Genomic DNA, 22476 nt, shown 5'->3' with positions numbered 1-22476 from the left:
CCGCCGGACTCCCCGTCCCCGCCCATCGCCACCTCCCCATCCAGCCCGGACACGTCAGCCAGCCCGGACACGTCAGCCAGCCCGGACGTCGACGGCGGCGACCGGCCGGCGCCCGATCCGCCGATGGACGCTACGACGGGGCCGAACCAGACCGCCTTCGGTACCGGCCTCGACGATTTCGCCGACTGGCATCTGTCCGGTTACTCGGTGGGCACCGACGCTCTCAGCGACCGTGCCTCGGTGAACGTGTCCGTCGACCCGCACGCCATGGTGTGGCGCGCGTCGTGCAGCCGGGCCGCTCGGACTCCCAGCGAAAGCCGCTGCCAGCCGGCGACGGGGATCAGCGTCGAGTTCGGCGTGGCCGCCGAGAGCGTCCGCTCAGGGCCGAGCTCCCTGCCGACGCTGGTTTGGGCGGCGGCAGCCGCGGGCTCAGCGGTGGTTCCCTTCGGGTCGGCGAGCCATGGCCGGCCGCCGGGCGTGGCCGAACCACCCGTTGCGCACCACGATCATGACTCGGCTGGCAGGCCGCCCGTCGCTCGCCCGGCCTGCGCGTACGGCGCGGAGGCCAGCCGACATGCTCACCAGCCACGAGGACGGCGATCCGAAAAGTGCGAAGCTGATAGGAGTGATGGCATGATTGCCCGGACAGCCCTACACAACGAGAGGACGTCCGATATCGGAGCAGCCGACGTCCGTTACCCCGATCCGCTGCCCGCCAATGTCGACGACGTCCTCGCGAGGATCGAGGACGACGCGCTTGTGCTCGACGTGGGAGGTTGGTGGAAGCCCTTCAACCGGGCCAATCATGTGGTCGACCTCCTCCCCTTCGAAACCCGTGGCGGAGGTGGGTCCATAGGGCCTGGGCCCGAGCGTTTTGATGCGTCGACCTGGCATCAGGCCGACATCTGCGCGGGGCCGCTTCCCTTCGGGGAAAATCAGTTCGACTTCGTCTACTGCGGCCAGACTCTCGAGGATATTCGAGATCCGATTAGGCTGTGCGCGGAGTTGTCCCGAGTGGCCCGCGCCGGCTACGTCGAGGTCCCGTCGATGTGGATCGAATGCTGCTACGACGTCGACGCGCTACCGAACTCCGACCTGTATCCGGGCTACGAGAAACACCGGTGGATCGTCCAGGTGAACGATGGCGAGCTGCTCTTCATTCCGAAGCTTAGCTGGATGAGTCTCTACCGGTTCGTACCGAGTGAGCTTTTTCAGGCCTACCGGCACCGGCAGGAGCTGTGGACGACGCCCTGGCACTGGGAGGGCGAGGTTCGCGCGCGCGAGCTGAGTTTCGTCGGCCAAGCGGAACTCGTGCCCTTCCTCGCGGAGGGAATCGCCGCACTGAATCGCGAGATCGAGACCAGCGCGACGTGACACCGAGGCTGCCGTCCCAACGCTCTCCCGACTCTCCCTACCGAGTTCTCTATGTCACCCACCAGTCTCCGTGGCCCGCCTGGTGTGGCGGCACGGTACGCGAGACGCAACTGCTTTCGAAACTCGCCGGGAACTTCACGATAGACGTCGCGGGCGTCTGCCGATCGACGGCGGCGACTCCGGCGGCGGTGACGCGGGCGCTCGGGGTGCGATCCACCATCCTCGACCCCGACGAGGGCCGCCGGAGCACACGCCCCCAACGCTACTCGAGCAGGCTTTCCGCGAGATTCGCGGCCGGCCTGTACCGGGACGACCTGATCGACGTGATACATGTGGAGGGCGGCTACCTCTTTCACCAGGTGCCCGCCGAACTCCAGCGGCACACCTGCCTCGTCGAGCACAACATCGAATCGGACGTGCTTCGCCAGTTCGCCGGCCTCCTCGGTGACCAGGTCCTGGCCCGCTCCGCCCACAGAACAGCGCAGGTGGAGGAGCGCGCATGGCGGCGAGCGGGTGCGGTGGCGGCGGTGACGCCAGAGGATCGGGCCGAGATCGAGCGCCGGAGCGGCCGGCCGGACGTCTTCCTCGTGCCGAACGGGAGCGATCACCTGCCCGCGGGTGCCGGGCGCGTGCTGCCCCCCTCGGCGCCACCCACGGCCCTCATGGTGGCGAACTTCTCATATCTGCCGAATGCGGACGCGCTCCAGGTCATTTTAAACAGCGTGTGGCCCAAAATCCTAAACGAGATTCCGGAGGCCCGTCTTCTACTAGCCGGCAGCAATATCTCCGCGCAACAGCGAGAATCTGCCAGCCGGGTACCCGCCGTCGAGGTGATCGGTTTCGTGGAGGATGTCGCCACGGTCTTCGACCAGGCTGACGTGCTGGTATGCCCGCTGCGCGCTGGCGGCGGGATCAAGGTGAAGGTCCTGGAGTCGATACGCCGCGGCTGTCCCGTCGTAACCACGACGATCGGGGCGCAGGGCATCACCGGTCGGGTACGTTCCGCCCTCCACATCGTCGATGACCTGGCGGATCTCGCAACGGCCACGGCGATTCTGCTACGTGCTCGTGACGAGCGCGCGCTCCGTAGGGAACAGATGCTGCTAGTCAGTGCCGACATGCTTTCCTGGAAGGATGCCTCCAGCATGCTCGGGAAGGTCTGGGAGATGGTGGCGACGGAGCATGAGCAGTCTCGTAACGAGATTGCGGATCTCGCCGGCCGTGACCGGAGCCGGCCATGACCGCAGGATCGGTCGCCTTGCTCGGTGCGGCCGCGGCCATCATGTCTTTCGGGTCCTTGTTCAAGCTCCACGCGCTTCTTCGGGCGGTGTCCTACCGCCCGCGTGTGCCGGACGCGCCGACCCCGGACGCCGCCGCGACCAGGTTCTCCTTCGCGCTCCTCGTACCGGCTCACGACGAGCCGGACGTGCTGGGTGTCGCCCTTCGGGGGCTCGCCTTGGTCGACCACCCGGAGGTGGAGATCGTCGCCGTGGTCGACCCGGCGGACGATGGCGGCACTCTCGCGGCCGCCCGGCAGGCGGTGTCGCTACACCCGGGACGGGTCTCGGTGTTCCTCGAGCCGCCTGGGACCCATCGGAAACCCGCCGCCCTCAACGCGGCCGTGGCCGGCCGCACTCAGGACATGATCGGCGTCTTCGACGCTGACGGGCTGGTCAGCCCAGATCTGCTCAGGGGGGTCGAGGACCTTTTCGCCAGACACGATCTCGATGCTCTGCAGACCGGCAATCAGGCAGTGGCGGCGAAGCCGAACTGGTACCAGCTCCATAACATCGCCGAGTACCGCTGGATGTTTCTCAGCACCGCTACCCGCCGCCCGGACAGCCACCGTGTGGTGCGACTGAGCGGGAACTCGGTGTTTCTGCGCGCCGAGACGCTCCGAAAAATCGGCGGCTGGCGCCCGGACCAGCTGGCCGAGGACTGTGACCTCAGCCTACGGCTGGCTCTCGCGCGGGCGCGCACAATGACGTGGTATGAGGACTCCCTGGTCACCATCGAACAGGTTCCGCCCGGTCCCGCCTCCTTCGTCCGGCAGCGGACTCGGTGGAACCAGGGATTTATCCAGGTCCTCCGTGGGTCCGAGTGGGTGTCTCTGCCCTGGCGCCAGCGCCTTGGTTTTCTGCGGGTCCTGCTCGAAGCACCGGCACGTGCGCTGGCCCTCCCTGCACTTCTCCTGGGCGTCGGTCTGGCGGGCTCAAGCCTGGCCAACCTGCTGATTGTGGCGCCCCCCACGGCGCTCGGTATTCTGAATACCGGCCTGCTGACGGTGATCCTCTCCAGACTTCCGGAACGTTTCGGCGTACGCGTCCGGTTTCGGGAGCACCTGAAGCTCTGGGTATTCGCGCCCGCCTTCCAGGGTCTCCTGTCTCTGGCCGCCGTCCGTGCCCTGTGGCGGACGGCACGAGGGGACACCGCCTGGGAAAAGACCGCGCACACCACTGTGCTGCCGGCTTCCGCCGCCTTCAGCCAGTCTCGTCAAGAAACGCCTGCACCTCGGTACGACGGTGGTGGCCGATCGCGGTGAGTTCCTCCAGACTCCGGCCCGCCTGAGCAAGGGCGGCCGCGTGGTCGCCGACTGCCCGGAGCGCGAGCGCAACCCCGAAGCGGGCGGTGCCGGCGATCTCCGGCAGGTCATTGGCTTCGGCCAGCGCGACAGACTCCTGGTAGCGAAGAAGAGCCACATCCGGATAGCCTGCCGCCCACTCGATCTCGCCCAGATCTCGCTCGATCATGGCAATCATCGTGACGTTACCTCCGGGCTGCTCGATCCGCAGCGCCTCTTCCAGATGGGCTCGGCCCTCGTCCACGTCGCCCTGCGCGCTTCGGACCAAGGCCAGCGCCTGCAGCGCCCCCACGATCGCGTCCGCGGTATTCACCTGCCGCGCTGTGGCCAGGCTCTCCTCAAGATAGTCGGCGGCCAACGGAAGGTCACCGCGCTGGCGGGCCAGGTGGCCCAGCTCCTTAAGGATCTGGCTGATCTTCTCCGCCCGGCCCTCGCGCCGGGCGAAGGACAACGCCTCGCGCAGGGCCTGGTCGGCGAGTTCAAGGTTACCGCTTTCCCGCTGCGCCCAACCAATGCTCAGCAGCAGCGGTGCCTGCTCGTGATGGCCGATCTCACGGGCGACCGCTAGCGCCCGGTCGAAGTATGGCAGTGCGTCCTGGTAGCGTCCGCGAATGGCCGAAAGCCAGCCAAGGCCGTGCAGGGCATCGATCTCATTGGACCGCAGGTACAGTCGCTCGGCGTATTCCAGGCACTCGCGGAACTCCGCCTCCGCCTGGTCGTAACGGCCACCAATCGCGTTGGTCCAGCCGAGGAACTGCAAGAGATCGGAGACCGTTCCGGCGTGCCTCGCGGTCTTTGCCAGTTCCAGTCCGGCGTACAGGTACTCTCGCGCCGAGTCATGGTCCGCCCACTGCCTCTGGACCCACCCCAAGGCCTGGTTCGCTCGGGCCTCGCCCACCAGCAGGCGCCCCTCATGGGCCGCGCGCCGAGCCCGTTCGAAATGAGCTCTGCCCTCATCCGTACGGCCTTGCAGGGCCACCGACCAGCCGAGACGGAGGGTGGCTTCAACCTCCGTCTCCAGGTCCGCGTGCTGCCCGACCAGAGCAACGCTGCTGGCAGCCGCAGCTTCCGCATCCTGGAGATTTCCGAGCTTCTCGAGCACCACGGACAGCCGGTGGAGAAGCCGCGCCCGAGTCCGTGGGGGAAGCTCTGGCCGGTCCGCCCCGTCGGCGAGCATCAAACGCAGCTGATCGGCTGCGGTCAGGTATAGGCCGAGCCGATTCAGCAACGGGAACCCGGCGTCGACAATGGTCAGCGTCGCTTCGTGGTCGCTGTGCTTCTCCGCGTAGCGGAGCGCGTCGGAGATATCGGTGACGTCCGCCCGCAGTGCGTTGAGCTCCGCGTCCTCGTCATCGCCCGCCTCGTCCTGATGCTCAGCCGCGACAGCGAGCAGACCGGCGTAGAAGCGAGCGAACCGGTGCTCGGCGGGCGAGGAATCGCCCTGGCCGCGCAGGAAGTCGCTGATGGTCTGGTGCATGCTCAGCCGGCCGTCGGCGCTCAACTCGACCAGGCTGGAGCCGACGAGGGATTCCACCTCATCCTCGGTCGCGCCGGACACCTCCAGGGCGGCGTCCAGCCGGAAGGTGTTCGGCTTGGGCGCGAAGGTCGCGAGCGCCCGCAGTTTGGGACGCAGCGGCGTGTCGAGGTTGGCGACGCTCACGTCGATGACCGTGTTCAGCGAGACCGAGGCACCGGACGTCAGCCAGGCCGGGCGGTCCAGAGGGCCGTAGCCCTCCTCCAACCGCAGTCGGCGTTCCGCCTCCCGCAGCTGGTCGAGCGTGCGGGCCAACCGGTTGCGCGACTGGGTCGCCTCGGCGACAGCCAGATGCTTTCCGATCAGGATCAACGCGAGCGGTAGGCCACCAACCAGCTGCACGAGCTCCTCGGCGGTGGCAGGGTCCTCTGCGCAGGTCCGCGGCGCGAAGCCGCGCAGCAACGCCAGTCCGTCCGACAAGAGCAACTCCGGTATGCGGATCGCGAATCCGACGGCGAACCGAACCGCGACCTCCGCGAGCCGGGTCGTCAGCAGGTGCGCGCAGTTCGGCCCACCGAGCTTCAACGCGAGCGCGTCGCCGATGCTCCAAGCGTCGTCGATCACGATCAGCATACGTCGAGCGCCTATGGACGAATGAATGACGGCTGCCCAAGCATCCACCCCTGAAAGCTCCGAGACTTGGTCGGACTCGATGCCCAGAGGGATCGCGAGAAGACTCAGCTTGGCCTGGATGTCAGGCCTGGGCCCCAGGCCGGCCCAGAGAATGCCGTCGACGAAGTGATCGATGACTTCCCGATCGTTCGCTAAAGCGACCGCCAGCGCGGACTTGCCGACCCCCGGAAGCCCTTGGAGGGCGTGCACCGCCACCGCTTTCCCGGCGAGCAGCCCGGACTTGAGCTCGGTGAGGAGACCGTCGCGCCCGACTAGGCCCTGCGGAGGCAGCGGGGGAGCCATGAACGGCACAGGTCGCGACGGAGCCTCGAATGTTATGCTGACCTGATTGTGACTGCCTCCCACGAACCCGTAGACTGGTTCATGAAAGTGGATCTGCTGGTCTCCGTCGGATTTTTCCGTCATGCGCGCGGTTCATCTCCGGCACCGGCAGGGCCGAAGTGCATCCTCACCTGGTTCTGATTTCCCACCACCACTCCCTCCACCTTGTCGTTAAAATAGGTTCGAAAGATCACCGATCCCTCCCTGGACCCCTGAAGCTGCCCCACCAGCAGTTCTGCGGCCGAAACCAGGTCCCGGTCCTCGCCGGCGTTGACCGCGGCGAGCTCGGCGCGCAGAGCCTCGGTCCAGGGCTCGGGGTTCTCTTCATATCGGTCGAGAATCACCTCACTGCCAGGGCGCTGTCTAAGCCGCCGCCGTACCAGGCCCCTTAGCGCCTGGTATGCATCGGTAGCGGCCTGACCGACCGCGCTGCTCGCGGCGGCCGCCGCGCCGGCCGCGAGCGCGGCGATGACGACAGAAATCGGATCCATGGTGCCCCCATAAACCTGCCGAGCTCTCAAGGCTGCCGACCGGACGCGCCTGACGCCTATCATGGCATTCGATGATGCCGATGGACAGCAGCCCGGCGCGATTCACCGGCACGCTCGGGACCCCCGGAACTCCCCGCGCACCGGATGCCAACGGCGAGTAAGGAGTGTCGCGGAGCCGGGCGGGGACTGCCGCATGGTATGTTCCGTCGGGGAGGACTCGCGGATGCCGGTGTCACTCGGAAGCAGCCCAGCTGAGCGCCCGCTTCTACCCGTCGCGGCCGGCCCACGGCACACCGTGGGAAGAACCGGGCGGATCCGACCAATCCCACCTGCGACAGCGCCCCCGATCACCGCACCGCGGGAAGGCTGCCCCCGCCCTCGCTCGCCACGGCGATATTCGTCGGGAACTAGGTGGCAGCCGCTCTCCGAGCCAGCCCCACCGCGACCGGAAGCCCCCAGCGATGATATCGCGCCCAGCCGGCCGGGCGCGCCTGAAGAACCGTTCGAGAACGGCCAGCAGACCGACGACGAGACGGGACACCGAGCGTCGCATGTCGTTCCAGGGCGTTGGGCGCCATCGGTGATCCTCAGCAGAGCTTCCCACATCCTCCTCAGCGCCGGGAGAGCATCACGATGGATATGTCCGAGATGCGGCTGGTCTCATACGCAGACAACGGCGAGGACGTGGTGCTGATGCGCGCATTCCACGACCGTTCGGCCGGAACTTTCGTCGACGTCGGAGCAGGCGATCCGACGGGTGGAAGCGTGGTCAAGAATCTGATCGAGATACTCGGCTGGTCGGGCGTCCACGTGGAGCCCGACCCGGTCTTCGCGGCGCGGCTGGAGTCCGCCTATCCCACGGACATCGTCGTGCGGTCCGCGATCGGTTCCCACAGCCTGACCGCACCCTATTACACTTTTCCTGGCAGCGGAGGGCTCTCCACGCTGGACCGTCGGCTCGCCCGGCGGCATGAGGCGGCCGGATACGAGATGACGGAGTCCACCGTGGTCCTCCGGCCGCTCGACGATATCCTGCGAGAGGCCGATGTCCGGCCAGGCTTCAACCTGCTCAAGATCGACGTTGAGGGCTGGGAAGAAGAGGTACTGGCCGGCGCGCGGCTGAAGCACTGGCAACCTCGCGTGGTGGCGATTGAGGCGACCGAGCCGCACAGCCGGGTGCGGGTCGGGCCGGGCGCGGAACGATTCATTCGCTCGGCCGGCTACGAGCTGGCCCTGTTCGACGGGCTCAACCAGTTCTTCGTCCGGAACGACGAGGTGGAGCTGAGAGCCTTGCTGAGCGTTCCCGCAAATGTCTTCGACCGTTACATCCATTACCGCTGGTACCAGCTCCTGCCGGAACCACTTCGCCCGACGGTCCGGTTCTGCCCGTGGTGACGAGCCCTGGCTGATCGGTCGGCTGCCGGATATCCGGCTCTTCGCAGTGCGCCGGAAGCTGTGTTCAACCGATCGCCGGCAGTTACGGTCGACGATGGCGTAGCGTGACTGCAAGCTGTATGGCAGCCTCGCGACTTGGGCATCGACAACGCCCTGACCTAGCTCTTTAGCGACGAGTGTCACGCTGACCACACCTCCGACGACGTAGCCAGGCCGCAGATTGTCACCCTGTAAGCGCCAGTCCTGTAGTCGTCTTGCTACAGGTTCCAGTCAACTGCGAAGAGTCCTTTATCCGCAACACTTTTCGGTTGACCTCGCGTGCCGACCACAACGCGGTGAAACGGGACCTGGAACTCGTCTACACCGCACCGCACCGACCCGGGTCGCCGCCGAAGCAGCGATGGACGCCTTCGAGGACAGCTGGGGAAAGAAGTACTGGGAGATGATCCGCCCGTGGCGTAACGCCTGGGAGGAGTTCACCGCGTTCCGCGACTACGATGCGGAAATACGCCGGCTCCTGTGTTCTACCAACGCGATCGAGTCGTTGAACGCCCGCTACCGCCGCGCCGTCCGCGCCCGCGGGCACTTCCCCAGCGACCAAGCCGCGTTGAAATGCCTGTACCTTGTGACCCGGCGCCTGGACCCCACCGGGACCGGCCGCGCCCGGTGGATGATCCGCTGGAAGCCTGTCGTCGACGCCTTCGCGATCACATTTGGTGACCGCTGGCCATCTGCCACCAGCTACTGACCAAACAGCCGGAACCACCGTTCATGCAACAGGCCCACAGCGCGCCGGCTGGCGGCGATGGTTTCCCGGCTGGCCCGCGCTGGCAGGTCAGGTGGGCTGGCGTGCGACCAGGGCCGTCCGCACTCGTCTGTCGCTACGGCGTGGCGAGCGACGAAGGCTGCCGATCAAGTGCGCTGCGTGAGTCTGCCCGTAGCTGGGCGACGAGGGTCCGTGCGGGATTGGTGCCGACGTGAAGCCGTTTGCGTAGGGTTTCGGCGGAGATCGGCCGCTGGTGCTGCTGCCAGTGCAGCACGTCCTCGGCACGGGCCCGGTGCAGCAGATCCTGCTCTCGCGGATCCAGGCCGTCGCGGTGACGCGCCAGCTCGACGGGCGGGGCCATCGTTGTCACTGGTCGGCATTCAGATGGCATGACCGTCGTGTCGGCGCGGGTCATGCCAGGGCCGTCCACGACCAGACCGGTGGATGGAGGTGTGCTGGTCGTGGTGGTCTGCATGGCCTGGAACAGGTCGGGGGCGACCTCGGCCCAGCCGATCAGGAGAAGCGGGCCGACCGCGTCGAACGCGGCTCTGCCGTAGCGGCCGGTGATCAGGGGTTCCGCGACGTTCAACGACAGCGTGACGAGACTGCAGAAGATCAACAGGCGTTGCGCGGGCCGGATCTGTACTCGGCTGGCGCCGGCGAGGGCGAGCTGGCGGGTGGCGACGAGCAGGGCGACGACAGAGAGATCGACTGCGGGAGCCACCAGTGGGGCGATGCAAGCGGGAACGCCGAGTCGGATGCCCAACGCCCAGACGTTACCCAGCCCGAACAGGAAACTCAGAGCAACAACAGCGGTGATCAGGGTGGTCACCGCATGGAGCGCGATCCGCTGGTCGCCGGGAGGAGGTGGAGACACAGATGCCGTGGGCGCCGCTGGCACAATGATCGTGTCTGGCCGGGTCTCGCCGGGTTGACCGGCCGGCATGTAGGCATAGGTCATCGGCGCGCGCCGTTTCCCGCCGACAGGAGAGTGAGGTCGAAGACTTCACGGAGGCCGATCCTGTACGAATGGGTCAAGTCTCCCCTGGGTGAGCTGTCTCGCGATGTCCGGGTCCACGCCGTGGCTCGACGGCGAGACGGAGCGAGGCCTTCCACGATCAGCAGCGACCAAGTAAAGCAGCGACCAAGTAAAGCAGCGACCAAGCAACTGGAATCGAGAGAAGGCCTCGCGTGCGTCACTGTACGTGTGGTCCGGGCGCGTCGTGGACGGCATCCGCCCCCACCGGCGGGATGGTCCAGGAGTCAGGGATTGCCGGCCGTATCGTCGAATGCGACGAAACGGTCGGCGACGAAGCCCTGGTCGATCCGGTCCCACGTGTCGTTACCGTCGACCGGGTCGCCCGGAACCTGAGCAATCACATCGATCCGGGTTCCGCGTTCAGGGAGAAGGCCGACGATCGCCTGTTGTAGACCCGGTCCGCTACGGATCCGCAGTGATGATCCGGTCGTCATCGCGGGACCGGACGTCGGTCGCTGGGATGGTGGATCCGGCGGGGACGCGGGCGGGCCGGGCAGCGGCCCGATCAACGGCGCAACGCTGAATCCCGACTCCATGAGGTCGAGGTCATAGTCGATCGTGATGGGTACGTCTCTGGTCAGTCCTTCTGCTTCGAGCTTGCTCATCGGGACCGTGAACTGGCGCTGGAACGAAGCACCCAGATTTCCGGGGCAGAGATCGACCGTGTCCTTGACGTGTACGTGCGGAACCCAGCGGACCTGACCGGTCATGATCCCGAGCGGGTCGCTCTTCTGGATCTCGACGACGACGGTGCCCCCCATCAGCCGTTCGTCGTCGCCGAATATGTCGCTGCCCTGCCCCTTGCCGCCCACCGCCCCGGCCAGGTTCGCGGCCGCGTTGAACGGGTCGTTGTAGATGATGTCGGGCCGCAGGTCGACCTTGTCCCGAGTCCCGATGGCCTGCTCGAGCGGAATCCGTAGCACGGCGACCAAACCACCCAGGGGAAACGGAGTCGGAACGACGCTTCGCAGGGTGGTCGGCAGGTTGTCCAGGATGTCCGTGAAAAGCCCCGCGGCTGCTGCCTTGGCCGTGGCCGAGCCTTCGGGGTCCCGCTTGGCCGCGGCCACGACACAGCTTGACGGCTCGGCGAACGAGAACGGCGCGGAGGTACCAGCGAAATACGCCTCCCAGACTGGCGCGACCTCAGGACACCGAGTCGCCGCGGCGGTCACCAGAGGCACCTGACCGCTCAGGGAGGCCCACACCGACAGTGCATGGTCATGACTGGCGAAGGGCTTACACGGGGTATCCTCGCCGGGAATGGGAAGACAGAAGGGGTTCGCGGATCCAGGACCACAGGTGTTGGAGCCCTCGGGTGTCGTGTCGCTGTTCGCGGACGGCGCGTCGGCATTTGCGCCCTCACGTCGCACCGGGGTGGCCGCTTCCAGGCTCCGGTGAATGGTCTGTGTGTTTTCCTCCGGAACACAGCCGCAGGAATCCGACGCGCATCTCTGGACGGCGTTCCTGCCGGGTGACCGCATCATTCTGGCCACGGAGGCATTGCCCGCGCTGCGTTGCAGGAGCAGCATCGAATGGTCGCGGCCGGACCCTGGTCGAACATCGCGGCGGCCGGTCAGCGCCGCATGGCTTCTTCTTGCCTGAGCCCGAACGGCGCCGGCCACCTGAGGCTGCCGAGGTCTGAACTCCCAGATCATGGTGCATTCTCCCCGCCGCCGAGTTCGATTGTGCTGGCTTTCTCCGATGGCCCGTTCCTTCTTGCGAAGTCAGCCACCACCACGCCAGCCGCCGGTCGGGGTGCGGAGCAGACCCTCGCAGGTGCGGCGGGTGACCGTCGCGGCGCGGCGGACCGGGCGGGCCGCCAACCGATTCTCGGACAGGCGCCGGTAGGTGTCCAGCGAGTCGAGCAGGACGGCGCTGTTGCGTTCCGAGGGAGCAAGGCATGCCAGCGGCCGCAGCGACCTGCGGTCAGATGGCGGCGAGTTCCGTGAACACGGCGGTGGCGAGTGCGGTGAACACGGTGGCGGCGAGCCGCAGTCGCGGGTCGGTGTCGACGGCGAGTTCGTGGTGGCCGCGTCGGATGTTCTGCACGAGAGCATGACCGGCGCTGATCGTCTGGACCGGGCGGAGCCGTTTCAGGCCGCGCATCGGCCGCAGTCGGGCTGTCAACCGGCCATGATCGGCTTCGATCCGGTTGTTCTCCCGGGCCGCGTCGATGTGGCAGACCTCGGGGAGGAGCTCGTCGAGGAGCCTCGGGTAGACCGGGGCCTTGTCGGTGGTGACCGCGACCGGCCGGCGGCCGTAGGCGCCCGGGTGAAGAACCGGCGGGCGGCGGCCTGGTCGCGGCGGGTGCTGGCGAGGACGTCGATGACCTGTCCGTACTGGTCATCCGCCCGGTACGGCAGCGCGAACCGTAGGTACCAGCGGACCGCCAGGACGATCACCTCGGGTGGGAACCGGAACCCGGCGAACTCCGACGCCGGAACCGGGACATGGACACGACGTCGACGCACCCACCGATCACGACCGATCGGCGGCTACGCGAAGGCGGACATCGCCGATGCAACAGCGTCTGGTCAGCAGTTCGATGCCGGCGGGGCCGTCGGGCGTACTAGCCCTGGTGACGCATACCATGAGCAGCAACCCGAGAGTGTCGACGATGATGCTGCGTCTCCTGCCGGCGATCTTCTTTCCGGCGTCTATGCCTTGCGTGGCGGTCGGAACGGTGGGAGCGGTCTTGACGCTCTGGGAGTCGATCGCGCAAGCGGTGGGTTTGGGGTCGTGGCCCGCGGCGGTGCGGACGTGGAGTCGTGTCAGCTCGACAAGCTGGTGGAGGACGCCGTCGTCTTGCCCGTGGGCGAAGTAGCCGTAGACGGTTTCCCGGGGCGGATAGTCGTGGGGGAGGTAGCGCCAGGGGATACCAGTGCGGTCGACGTGTAGGCGGCCCCGTACTCGGCGGCTTGATCAATGAATACGAATGAGTCGTCTAAAAGACCAGGTCCGGTCCGGTCCGGTCCGGTAGCCGAGTTCTGGTACCCCGCCGGCGCGTTCAAGGTGGCGACCCTTCGAGAAAGCGCCGTTCGAGGACGGGGCCGCTGAGCATGATGCCTTCTCGCGTTCCTTCAAGGCTGAGCCGGCGGCGCCGGTGCCAGGCGGCAACGTCCGGTCCTGGAGGCCGGCGTGACCGTCGGCGCGCCGGGCCCGGCGACGGGCCTTCCGAGCGGTTCCAGGACACCACCCCGGGTCGGGCGGGAGGGCATCACGGACGGTCCGTAGCTGCAGCTCGGCGGAGCGTCCCCGGGGCGTCCGTTCCGTCCGGGATGGTCCGGCGGAACCGGGCGCCGAGTCAGCGAGACTGGTCGACGGTGACCGTCCAGGACGCCGGGACGGGGCCGTCTGGACCCATCACCCCGCCCGTGGCGAGCACCGTGCCGGGTGTGGCCACGCCGAGCAGGTCGATTCCGGCGTCGTCCCTGCTTCCGGTGCTGACCGAGCTGCCGGGGCCGACTGCCTCCTGCGGTTCCCAGCGCCTGGCGGCGGCGTCCGTGACCCAGAAGCGGGGTTCCCGGTGGCCCGCGCCGCGCACCGAACCGGCGCCGACCAGTCGGCCGTCGGTCATCGCGACCAGGCCGGTTACCTCGGCGCCGTCGGGAAGGTCGGTATCTGCCGCGGCCCAGGTCGCACCGCCGTCGGTGGAACGCCGGACGCGAGCCACCGATCCGGCGCCCGACGGTTCCTGGCCCACGGTGAGCAGGTTCCCGTCAGGTGCCAGGACCACCCGGTCGAGGGCCTGGGTGCCCAGGCCCTCGACCCCGGAGACAGACCGCCGCTGCCACGACGTGCCGTCGGTCGATGTCCACACCGCGCCGTCGCCCTCGCCGTCGACGCTGTAGTCCTGGCCGACGGCGAGTAGACCACCGGCGGTCGTCACCACATCGCGCATGCTTGCCGCCGAACCGTCCTCGACGGCGCCGGCCCGCCAGTTCTGCCCGTCGTCGGAGGTCCAGACCGCGGCGTCGGGCCGGTCCCCACCGGTATTTCCGCTCCCACCCGTACTCCTGCCGCCGTCGACCCAGCCGACCGCAACCAGCCTGCCGCCACCGGCCACCGTGGCCACGCCGCTCATCGTGCCCGCGGATCTGCCGGCGGGCAGCGGTGGAAGAGCACGCTGCCAGGCCGTTGCGTCAGTGGTCCACCAGGCGGTGGGGATCTGTTCGGTGGGGTCGACCGCGCCGGAGGCGCCCACCGCGACGAATCCGCTGCCCGGTCGAGCGGCGGCGGCATGCGCCATCCCGACCGACCCGGCGCCCCTGGCCGCGCTGGTCGTACTGGTGGCACCGGGCAGCGCGCCGCCGGTGATCCTGGCGATCCTGTCAGTGGGGTGGGCGGCTGGACCGGAACCGGCGGTGGCAGCGGCCGGCTGGCCGGTCGGTGGGTTCTGGGGGTCCGAGCCGCCGGCGGAAAGCGCGGCCGCGGCCACGGCGGCCGCGAGCACCGCGACGAGCGCCGCGCTGGTGAGCGCGACGGCGGTGCGGCGCCCGGCGCGCCGGTAGTCGAGGTCGCCCGCGGTCCGCACCACCAGGGGTGCGTCGCGGTCGGTCAGCCGGACGGCGCGTCGGGCGTGGACGGCCGGGCGCAGCAGCTGGTCCGTCGGGGCGGTGAGGCCCGCCTGGCCGAGGTCGACGTCGAGGCCGACCGGGGCCGCGGGTGGATCCCCGGCCCCGCCATACACCGGGGCCACCAGGTCGGCGGCGCGTCGGACCGCCGCGTCATCCGAGGCGGCACGCCCGGTGCCGCTGCCGGCCCGCTCGTGGGCCTCGTCCAGGTCGTCGGTGCCGTCGAAGTCGGGCGGCATGCCGAAGCCGCCCGTGCCGGTCAGGTCGACCTCGCCGGTCAGGTCGACCTGGCTAGTCGGGTCGACCTGGCTAGTCGGGTGGGCGATCGGTCCCGTGGCCGGTGTACCCGACGCCCGCCGACCCGCCGGGATGGACTCGTCGGCGAGCCGTGCGCCGGCGGAGATCGCGGCGCCGAGACAGACCGCCAGCTTCGGGTGCGCGTCGAGGGCGACGGTGACGCCGAGCTGTTCCTGGAGCAGCCGGCTGACCATCGGGATCCGGCTCGACCCACCGACCAGCAGCACCCGGGAGAGGTCGGTCTCTCGGAATCCGGCGGCACGCACCGTCCGATGCAGCGCGTCAACCGTACGCAGGACCAGGATCCGCACGGAGTCCTCGAGTTCGTCACGGCCGATTCGGACGACCCTGTTCACCCCGGGCAGGATGACCGGGATCTCGGCCTGCACGTCGTCGGAGAGGGCCTCCTTGGCGGCGACGGCGGCCGCGGAGACCGCCGCCAGGGCCCGTGCGGTCGCCGGATCGGCGCTGTCGAGGTCGTGCCAGGGCGCGCCGACCGCCCGCGCGACATGCCCGAGGACGGCCTCGTCGGCATCGACCCCGCCGACCTCGTCGTCGCCGCCGGGCGTTCCGCACACCTCGAAACCGCCGGGGGTCTTGCGCAGCACGGTGGCGTCGAACGTGCCGCCGCCGAAGTCGTAGACGGCGAGCAGTTCGCCGGGCTCCAGCTGTTGCTGTGCGGCGTAGTACACGGCCGCCGCGGTCGGCTCGGCGAGCAGTCCGACCTCGGCCAGGCCAGCGAGCCCGGCGGCCTGCTCCATCAACGCGCGACGGTGTTCGGACCAGGTCGCCGGGCAGGTCAGCGTCACATAGCCGGGGGCCTGCGACTCCCGTTCGGCGACCTTCTCCACAACGTAGCGGATCATGTCCGCGGTCAGCTCGGTGGCGGCCACCGAGGTCTCGCCGAGCAGCATCGACACGTCGTCGCCGAGCCGCCGTTTGAACTCGCGGGCGACTCTGGCCGGCTCGGTCACCGCACGTGCCTCGGCGGCGTCGCCGACCAGCATCACCCCGTCCTCGCGGAGAAAGAGCACGCTGGGGACGGCGGTGGAGTGGCTGCCGAGGTCGAACGCCTGCGCCCGACCGCCGCGCCACGTCGCGCCGGCGGTGAAGGTGGTGCCGACATCAATGCCGAGCGCATATGCCATACCGGCCCCCGCCTGTCCCTGTCCCGTGCCCGGTCCGGCTACTGCGCCACGGCGGGCGTCGGAATGGCCGTGGCCGGTCGAGCCACCGGCATGCCGGTGCTGGCCGTGGTGGAGGGGGCGGTGGCCAGGGGCGCCTCGCCGCCCGCCGGGCCCGGGAACACTTCGCACAGCGGGTTCGGGCCCAGCTTCCCGCCTGCCCGCAGCTGTGTGCAGTACTCCTGGGCGTCGGCGAGGGAGAGGAAGCCGTCCAGGTAGATGACCATGAAACCGGCGTAGTGGGCGCTCAGCCGCCGTGAGGCGTCCGCGTCGGCGAGGCGCGTGCGCTCGCCGAGCGCCCTGTCGATCTCACCCTGACGCCGAGCGGACTCCTGCGTCCGCTGGGCCGTCGGGTCCTTCTTGGGGGAGATCCCGAGGACAACGTAGCTGCCTTCGGGTTCGCGTGCCGGCACCCCCGGGTCCGGCGGCCCTGGCGACGTGACCTGCGGGCCCGGTGTCGGGGAGAGCGTCGGATGCGGTGAGTCGGCAGGTGTCGGTGAGCCGCTGGGATCCGGGGAGCCGCTGGGATCCGGGGAGTCGGTCGGGGTCGGGCTCGCCACCGGTGTGATCCCGGCCGACGCGCACTGCAGGGAGGACGGTTCGGAGATCCCGCCCTCGTTGACCGCCACCAGCCGGAAGCAGGTCCGCGCCCCTCCCTGCAGGCCCTTCCACACCAGGACGGTCACCGGGGGATCGACTCTTCTGGCCTCCTCGGCGGGTGCGTCGTCGGCCTCGCCGGCGAGCTTGTAGATGGCGTACTTGCGCGCTCCGGCGACCTCGAGCCAGCTCAGCCGGATCGCGCCGCCGGCGCCCGACGCGGCGTTCAGGCCGGTCGGCTGCAGCGGCGCGGCCACATCGAGCGACGCGGTCTCGTCCCGCGGCGTCGCGCGGGCCAGCAGGACGGCTGCCACCAGGCCGCCCACCAGCGCCGTTCCCGCGAGGGCGGCGATCGTCCGGGTCAACACCGGGGTTCGCTCGAAGGCGACGTCGATGAAGCCCTCCGCGACCTTCTCGTCCGCCCCGGTGGCCCTGGTGTAGGTCAGCCGCACCTGCTGGCGGGCAAGCGCGCCGAGCAGCACCGGGCGGCTGGCCCGCGCCTTCAGGTAGGCGTATCCGGTCTGTCCAGGTTCAACGACGAGCTCGGCCGGGGCGAGGGCGAAGCCGAGGGCGCGCCGATCGTCGGAGGCGGACAGCCGCAGCCGGGCCGGGGCCGTGCCTCGGTTGTCGAAGCGGGCCGTCCACCGGCCGGTCCAGCGCCCACGGGCGATGGACGGCGAGAGCGACGCGACGACTTCGTGGATCGCCCCGACCGCCAGCTCGCCGTCCGCGACCGCGGCGCTGTCCTGGTTCTCCCGGGAGGCGCAGCGCAGTGCGAACGGTACGGTGCCCGCCGCAGTGCCCGGACCGGCCGGCGGACGGAACAGCACCTGCACGGTGCTCTCCCCGCGGCGGACGACCGAGACGCTGGTCGGGATGACCTCCGCCCAGGCGGCGGCCGGCCCGAGCACCTCGAAGGTGTACTGGGCGACGACATCGTTGGTGTTGCGCACGGTGGCCGTCGTGCGCACCGTCTCACCGGGACGGACCTGCAGGCGCGTGTCCCGCAGGACGACCTCCGGATCCATCGCACTCCGCTCGTGTCCGTCTCGTTCGCCGTTGCGGTCCGAGGAACCGTACGGCGCGTCGACCGGCGGTCGTGGCGGCTCGGGCCGCGCTGCCCGGAAGTACCGAGGGCGCGCCCCGCCCGAGCGGATCCCGCTGCCCTTTGGGGACTGCGTCGTCGCGCCGGGCGTCGAGGCGCCGATGCCGGACCTAGGTTCGCGGCGTGACACCGCGGAGCTCCTCATGACACGTCCACCTGCAGGCGCGCCCGCCAGCGCGCCCGAGGCCACCTGGTTCAGCGAACGTTTCGAGGCGCTGCAGAACAACGTCGGACGGTTCATCCGCGGTAAGGCGGAGGTCGTCAGGCTGGCGCTGGTGTGCCTGGCCGCCGAGGGACATGTGCTCATCGACGACGTCCCCGGCGTCGGCAAGACATCGATCGCGAAGGCCGTCGCCAACTCCATCGACGGCAAGATGCGCCGGATCCAGTTCACGCCCGACCTGCTGCCCACCGATGTCACCGGCGTGCAGATCTGGAACGCCGACACGCGGGAGTTCGAGTTCTCCCCGGGAGCGGTGTTCGGCAACATCGTCCTCGCCGACGAGATCAACCGGGCCTCCCCCAAAACGCAGGCCGCGCTGCTGGAGGTGATGGAGGAACGCCAGGTCACCATGGACAGCGTCTCCCTTGCGGTGCCGCGGCCGTTCATCGTGATCGCGACCCAGAATCCGGTCGAACACGGCGGGACCTACGACCTGCCGGAGGCACAGATCGACCGGTTCATGGCCCGCCTGCACGTGGGCTATCCGCGCTTCGAAGCCGAGGTGGAGATCCTCGCGAACGGCGCGCGTGGGGTGACGGCCGAGTCGCTTTCCGCGGTGGTGAACATCGCGGAGGTACAGCGGATGACACAGATCGTCCGTCGGATCCACCTCTCACCGCCGCTGCTCGGCTACATCGTCACGATCATCGCGGCGACCCGCCGGATGGACGAGCTGCGGCTCGGGGTCAGCACCCGTGGCGGGCTGTCGCTCGCCGTCGCGGCGCAGGCGCACGCGGCGGCGTCCGGGCGGTCGTTCGTGACGCCCGAGGACGTGAAGACGCTCGCGCCCTACGTCCTGGCCCACCGGATGCTGCTGCGGCCGGAGGCCGAGCTGTCCGGGGCGACGAGCGAGAGCCTGCTCGGCGGGATCATCGCCTCCGTCCCGGTTCCCGACCAGCGCGTCGCATACTGATGCCACCCGGACCGGTATGCGCCTGGCCGGCAGGCGGCCAGCCACCGACACGGGCAGCGCGATGATCACCAGGTCCGGTGTCGCGATGGCGGTCTGTGCCGTCGTGCTCGTCGCCACCGGGCTCCTGCTGGACTACCCGGAGCTGCTCGCGCTCGGGCTGGTCGCTGTGGTCGCGCTGCTGTTCGCGGCCGGCTGGATGCTGGTCACGCCGGATGTCACCCTCTCCCGGGAGATCCACCCGCCGCGGGTGTTCGAGGGTGACGGCGCGCGGGCGCTGATCGCCGTCACCAACGCCGCCCGGCGGCGCAGCCCGCCGATTCTCGCGGCCGAGTCGGTCGGCGACCAGACCGTTGCCGTCGCTCTGCCGAGCCTCGCGCCCGGCGGGCGATTTCAGGCGACCTACCCGTTGCCGACCGGCCGCCGCGGGGTGTTCGAGGTTGGGCCCCTTGTGGTGGGGCACAGCGACCCGCTGCGGCTGCTGCACGTCGGGCGCGCGTTCCCGTCCCGTTCGATGCTGCGGGTGCATCCCCGGATCCATCCGGTCGACCCACTGCCGACCGGCGGGTCACCGGACATGGACGGCCCGACCAGCGCCACGGCGCCGCAGGGCGGTGTCGCTTTCCACAGCCTGCGCGAGTACGTCCGCGGCGACGACCTGCGCCTGATCCACTGGCGTTCGTTCGCGCGCACCGGGCGCATGATGGTCCGCCACAACGTGGTGCCCAACGAGCCGCGCATGATGGTGGTGCTGGACACCAGCGCGCCGCCCTACGAGGCCGGCTACTTCGAGGACGCGGTGCGGGTCGCGGCGTCGCTGGCAGTATCCGGGGCCCGGCACGGGTTCCCGGTGGAGCTGCGCACCACCGGCGGGCAGCGTGCCGCCATCGAGGCCGGCCGGGACGTGATGGCTGTGCTCGACCTGCTCGCCGGTGCCCAGCCCGCTGCGGCTGACCAGGGACTCGCCGAGCTGCTGCGGGTGGTTCCCGGCGAGGAGGGCGTGGTGCTCGGAGTGGTGACCGGACAGCCGCCGGGAGCCAGGCTCGGCGCGGTGTCCGCGGTCCGGTCCCGGTTCGCGATGGCGAGCATCGTGTGCGTCGGGGAGGAGCACGGCCGCCCCGGGCTGCCCGTCCGCGGGGTGCTGACCGTCAACGTGCGGACCAGCGATGACTTCGCCGCGGTCTGGAACGCCTGGGTGCGGCGGTGACCCCGGGAGCCTCCTGGCCGGGCGGTGGGCGGGACGAAGTGTCCTCTACCGAAACGACGCAGCCGCTGCCGGTGTTCGACCCGAACGTCGCCGTGCCACCGCGTTCGGGGCCGCCACCCCGTTCGGTCCCGCCGCACCGTCCGCCACCGCCACCGCCGCGTGCGCGCCTCGCTCCGGCTGCGGCCGCGCGTGCCGGCGCTGACGCGGCGGATCCTGCCACCGGTGGTACCGGCGGGGGGCCGTCCGACGAGCCGGAACGGCCGGCCCGGCTGCGGCGGCCGCGGATCCGCCCGCGCCCGCAGCATGTGCCCCGCGCGGCGCTGCGCGCCACCTTCCGCCCGCCACCACCCGTGACGAGGTCGTTCCGGCCACTCCAGGTGGTCCTCACCGGGGTGCTGACAACGCTGGTCGGGGTCGCCTTCGGTGGCTTCTTCGCTGGTGGGCCGACCGGGCACGCGACAGCGCTGCTGGTCCTGGCGGTGGCATGCGCGGCGATGCTCGGTTGCCTCGCCGGCGCGCGGCTGCGGTCCGGCCTGCTGGTCGGGTTGGTCGGGTCCGCCGGCGCGCTGCTGTTCAGCGTGCTCGTGCTGTACCCCAGCCGGCTGGGCGACGGACCGTCGTTCGCCGCCGACTTCGGTGCGGCGGTGCGCGACGGGTGGGCGCGGATGCTCACCGTCGGGCTGCCCGCGCGGCCCGACGGTGACCTGCTTGTACTACCGATGCTGGTGCTGTGGGCGGCGGCCTTCGCCGCCGCGGTGCTGGTGGTGCGCGGGGACGCCGTGCTCGCCCCGGCACTCCCGCCGCTGCTCGGCTACGTCGTCGCGTTGCTGCTGGTGGCGGCGCGGGACCGGTCGTTGCTCCCGCTCACCGGGCTGATCGCGGCGGCCGCGCTCGCGCTCGCGGTGGTGCGCGCGGCGCAGCTGTCCGCCGAGGGGCAGGTGGTCGCGGTGTCGCTGGGAAGCGACGGCGGTGCCGGGCTCGGCGCGCTGGACGACGGGTCGGATCCCGGTGGCGCGGACGGACCAGCCGCCGTGGTGGGGGCCGGCGCTCCTGGCGCGGGGGGTGGGTCTCGCCGGGCCCGTCTGCGCCCGGCGGTCGGCCGGCTGACCGTGGGCCTGCCGGTCGTGGCGCTGGTCGCGGTGCTCGGCACCGGGCTCACCAGCCTGGCACCGGTCGGGAGCGACCGGTTCGACCCGCGTGACCACCGGCACCCGCCGGTGGAGATCACCCCGTCGCTCAACCCGCTCGTCCAGGTGAAGGCCGCGCGCAAGGCGGCCGACCAGGACCTGTTCACCGTGCGGTTTTCGGCTAACGGCCGCAAGATCGTCCCTGATCGTGTCCGCACCGCGGTGCTCTCCGACTTCGACGGCGCGAGCTGGTACGACGACGGCGTCTTCGTCCGCAGCGGCAGCACGCTCGGCGATGACGGATCGGTGCGCACGGTCGGTGCCGACGTCCGGATGGAGGTGACCGTCGAGGCTCCGGGCGGTCCCTTCCTGCCCTCGCTCGGCAGCCCGACCGGCATCCGCGACGCCAACATCGAGTACGCCTACCAGCCCGCCGCCGGTGTTCTCGCGGCGACCGACACCCTGCGGGTCGGGGACCGCTACGTGCTGACCGCCCGGATGCCTGTCCCGGGCGAGGCAGAGCTGCGCGCGGCCCGTCCCGCGCAGGGCCCGGCGATGAAGCGTTACCTCGCGCGGCCGGCCGGCATGCCCGACGCCCTGCGCGAATTCGCGACGTACGCGACGGACGGCGGTACCACCACCTACGGAAAGCTGACCGCGCTCGTCGAGTACCTGCGGAACCCCAGGCTGTTCTCGGTCGACATCAACGCCCGCCCCGGGCACTCCTACGGCGCGTTGGCGCAGTTCCTGGAGGCCACGAACGTCGCGCACCGCGGCTACGTCGAACAGTTCGCGACGGCGTTCGCGCTGCTCGCCCGGATCGAGAACCTGCCGACCCGGATCGCCGTCGGATACCTGCTCGAACAACGTCCTTCGTCGGCCGCGGGTGTGCTGACCGCGACCTCCCAGCGTGCGTTCGCCTGGCCGGAGGTCGCCCTCGACGGCATCGGCTGGGTCGGGTTCGACCCGATCGACATCAGCAGGCTGGATCTCCCCCCGCCGCCGGCCGACGACGAGGCTGACGACCGGGCCGGCGACGGCGGGGCGCAGGCTCCGCCGGCGCAGACAGCGGACGCCGTCGTCCGGCCGGAGCTTGACCCGGGGGCCGACATCGGGGC

The 22476-nt window shown here is 69.9% G+C and carries 14 protein-coding genes and 2 pseudogenes; 8 read left to right on the top strand and 8 right to left on the bottom strand.

Features of this window, described 5'->3' with window-relative positions:
• The 3 genes from NBZ83_RS15505 to NBZ83_RS15495 form a co-directional block, all read left to right on the top strand.
• Nucleotides 1-1374, top strand: a 1374-nt coding sequence (locus NBZ83_RS15505) for a methyltransferase domain-containing protein (protein ID WP_261575249.1), incomplete at its 5' end; no start/stop codon positions are given.
• A gap of 206 nt (nt 1375-1580) precedes the next feature.
• Nucleotides 1581-2615, top strand: a complete 1035-nt coding sequence (locus NBZ83_RS33365) for a glycosyltransferase (RefSeq protein ID WP_261575247.1) — start codon at nt 1581-1583, stop codon at nt 2613-2615.
• 17 nt (nt 2616-2632) lie between these two features.
• Nucleotides 2633-3916, top strand: coding sequence for a glycosyltransferase family 2 protein (locus NBZ83_RS15495; protein WP_261575245.1), 1284 nt, complete (start codon nt 2633-2635; stop codon nt 3914-3916).
• Here NBZ83_RS15495 and NBZ83_RS15490 read toward each other — a convergent pair.
• Complete coding sequence (locus NBZ83_RS15490) at nt 3855-6527, bottom strand: tetratricopeptide repeat protein (RefSeq protein WP_261569141.1); 2673 nt, start codon at nt 6525-6527, stop codon at nt 3855-3857. The two genes, NBZ83_RS15495 and NBZ83_RS15490, sit on opposite strands and share 62 nt — an antisense overlap.
• A complete protein-coding gene (locus tag NBZ83_RS15485; protein WP_261569140.1) occupies nt 6524-6934 on the bottom strand; it encodes a Het-E N-terminal domain-containing protein in 411 nt (136 codons plus the stop codon). The genes NBZ83_RS15490 and NBZ83_RS15485 overlap by 4 nt, the downstream gene beginning before the upstream one ends.
• A 639-nt stretch (nt 6935-7573) precedes the next feature.
• Here NBZ83_RS15485 and NBZ83_RS15480 point away from each other — a divergent pair.
• On the top strand, nt 7574-8329 hold the full coding sequence (locus NBZ83_RS15480) for an FkbM family methyltransferase (protein ID WP_261575244.1): 756 nt from the start codon (nt 7574-7576) through the stop codon (nt 8327-8329).
• A 275-nt stretch (nt 8330-8604) separates the two neighbouring features.
• Nucleotides 8605-9077, top strand: a pseudogene (locus tag NBZ83_RS15475) (transposase); the annotation flags it as partial.
• 133 nt (nt 9078-9210) lie between these two features.
• On the opposite strand, the gene NBZ83_RS15470 reads toward NBZ83_RS15475, so the two are convergent.
• The 6 genes and pseudogenes from NBZ83_RS15470 to NBZ83_RS15445 all read right to left on the bottom strand — a co-directional run bounded on the left by NBZ83_RS15470 (nt 9211) and on the right by NBZ83_RS15445 (nt 17814).
• Nucleotides 9211-10041, bottom strand: a complete 831-nt coding sequence (locus tag NBZ83_RS15470; RefSeq protein WP_261569147.1) for a hypothetical protein — start codon at nt 10039-10041, stop codon at nt 9211-9213.
• Between the two features lie 317 nt (nt 10042-10358).
• A complete protein-coding gene (locus NBZ83_RS15465) occupies nt 10359-11663 on the bottom strand; it encodes an SH3 domain-containing protein (RefSeq protein WP_261569138.1) in 1305 nt (434 codons plus the stop codon).
• A gap of 397 nt (nt 11664-12060) precedes the next feature.
• Nucleotides 12061-12605 (bottom strand): annotated as a pseudogene (locus NBZ83_RS15460) (DDE-type integrase/transposase/recombinase).
• 7 nt (nt 12606-12612) lie between these two features.
• The gene (locus NBZ83_RS15455; RefSeq protein ID WP_261569145.1) at nt 12613-13011 is read right to left on the bottom strand and encodes a transposase; all 399 of its coding nucleotides are present in this window, start codon (nt 13009-13011) and stop codon (nt 12613-12615) included.
• A 427-nt stretch (nt 13012-13438) separates the two neighbouring features.
• On the bottom strand, nt 13439-16153 hold the full coding sequence (locus NBZ83_RS15450) for an Hsp70 family protein (RefSeq protein ID WP_261569137.1): 2715 nt from the start codon (nt 16151-16153) through the stop codon (nt 13439-13441).
• A 38-nt stretch (nt 16154-16191) separates the two neighbouring features.
• On the bottom strand, nt 16192-17814 hold the full coding sequence (locus NBZ83_RS15445; RefSeq protein ID WP_261569136.1) for a fibronectin type III domain-containing protein: 1623 nt from the start codon (nt 17812-17814) through the stop codon (nt 16192-16194).
• Nucleotides 17815-18034: 220 nt separating this feature from the next.
• On the opposite strand from NBZ83_RS15445, the gene NBZ83_RS15440 reads away from it, so the two are divergent.
• From NBZ83_RS15440 to NBZ83_RS15430, 3 genes are all read left to right on the top strand, one after another.
• On the top strand, nt 18035-19027 hold the full coding sequence (locus NBZ83_RS15440; RefSeq protein ID WP_261569135.1) for an AAA family ATPase: 993 nt from the start codon (nt 18035-18037) through the stop codon (nt 19025-19027).
• A gap of 61 nt (nt 19028-19088) precedes the next feature.
• Nucleotides 19089-20231 carry a DUF58 domain-containing protein gene (locus NBZ83_RS15435; RefSeq protein ID WP_261569134.1) on the top strand — a complete coding sequence of 381 codons (1143 nt, stop codon included), beginning with the start codon at nt 19089-19091 and terminating at the stop codon, nt 20229-20231.
• Between the two features lie 38 nt (nt 20232-20269).
• Nucleotides 20270-22476 (top strand): transglutaminase TgpA family protein (locus NBZ83_RS15430; RefSeq protein ID WP_261575242.1); only part of this gene is annotated, 2207 nt, incomplete at its 3' end.

The organism is Frankia gtarii (assembly GCF_025403375.1).
In the GTDB taxonomy this organism is placed as follows: Bacteria; Actinomycetota; Actinomycetes; order Frankiales; family Frankiaceae; genus Frankia; species Frankia gtarii.
The sequence above is the reverse complement of the archived record's forward strand: the minus strand, read 5'-3'. Positions and strand labels throughout refer to the sequence as shown.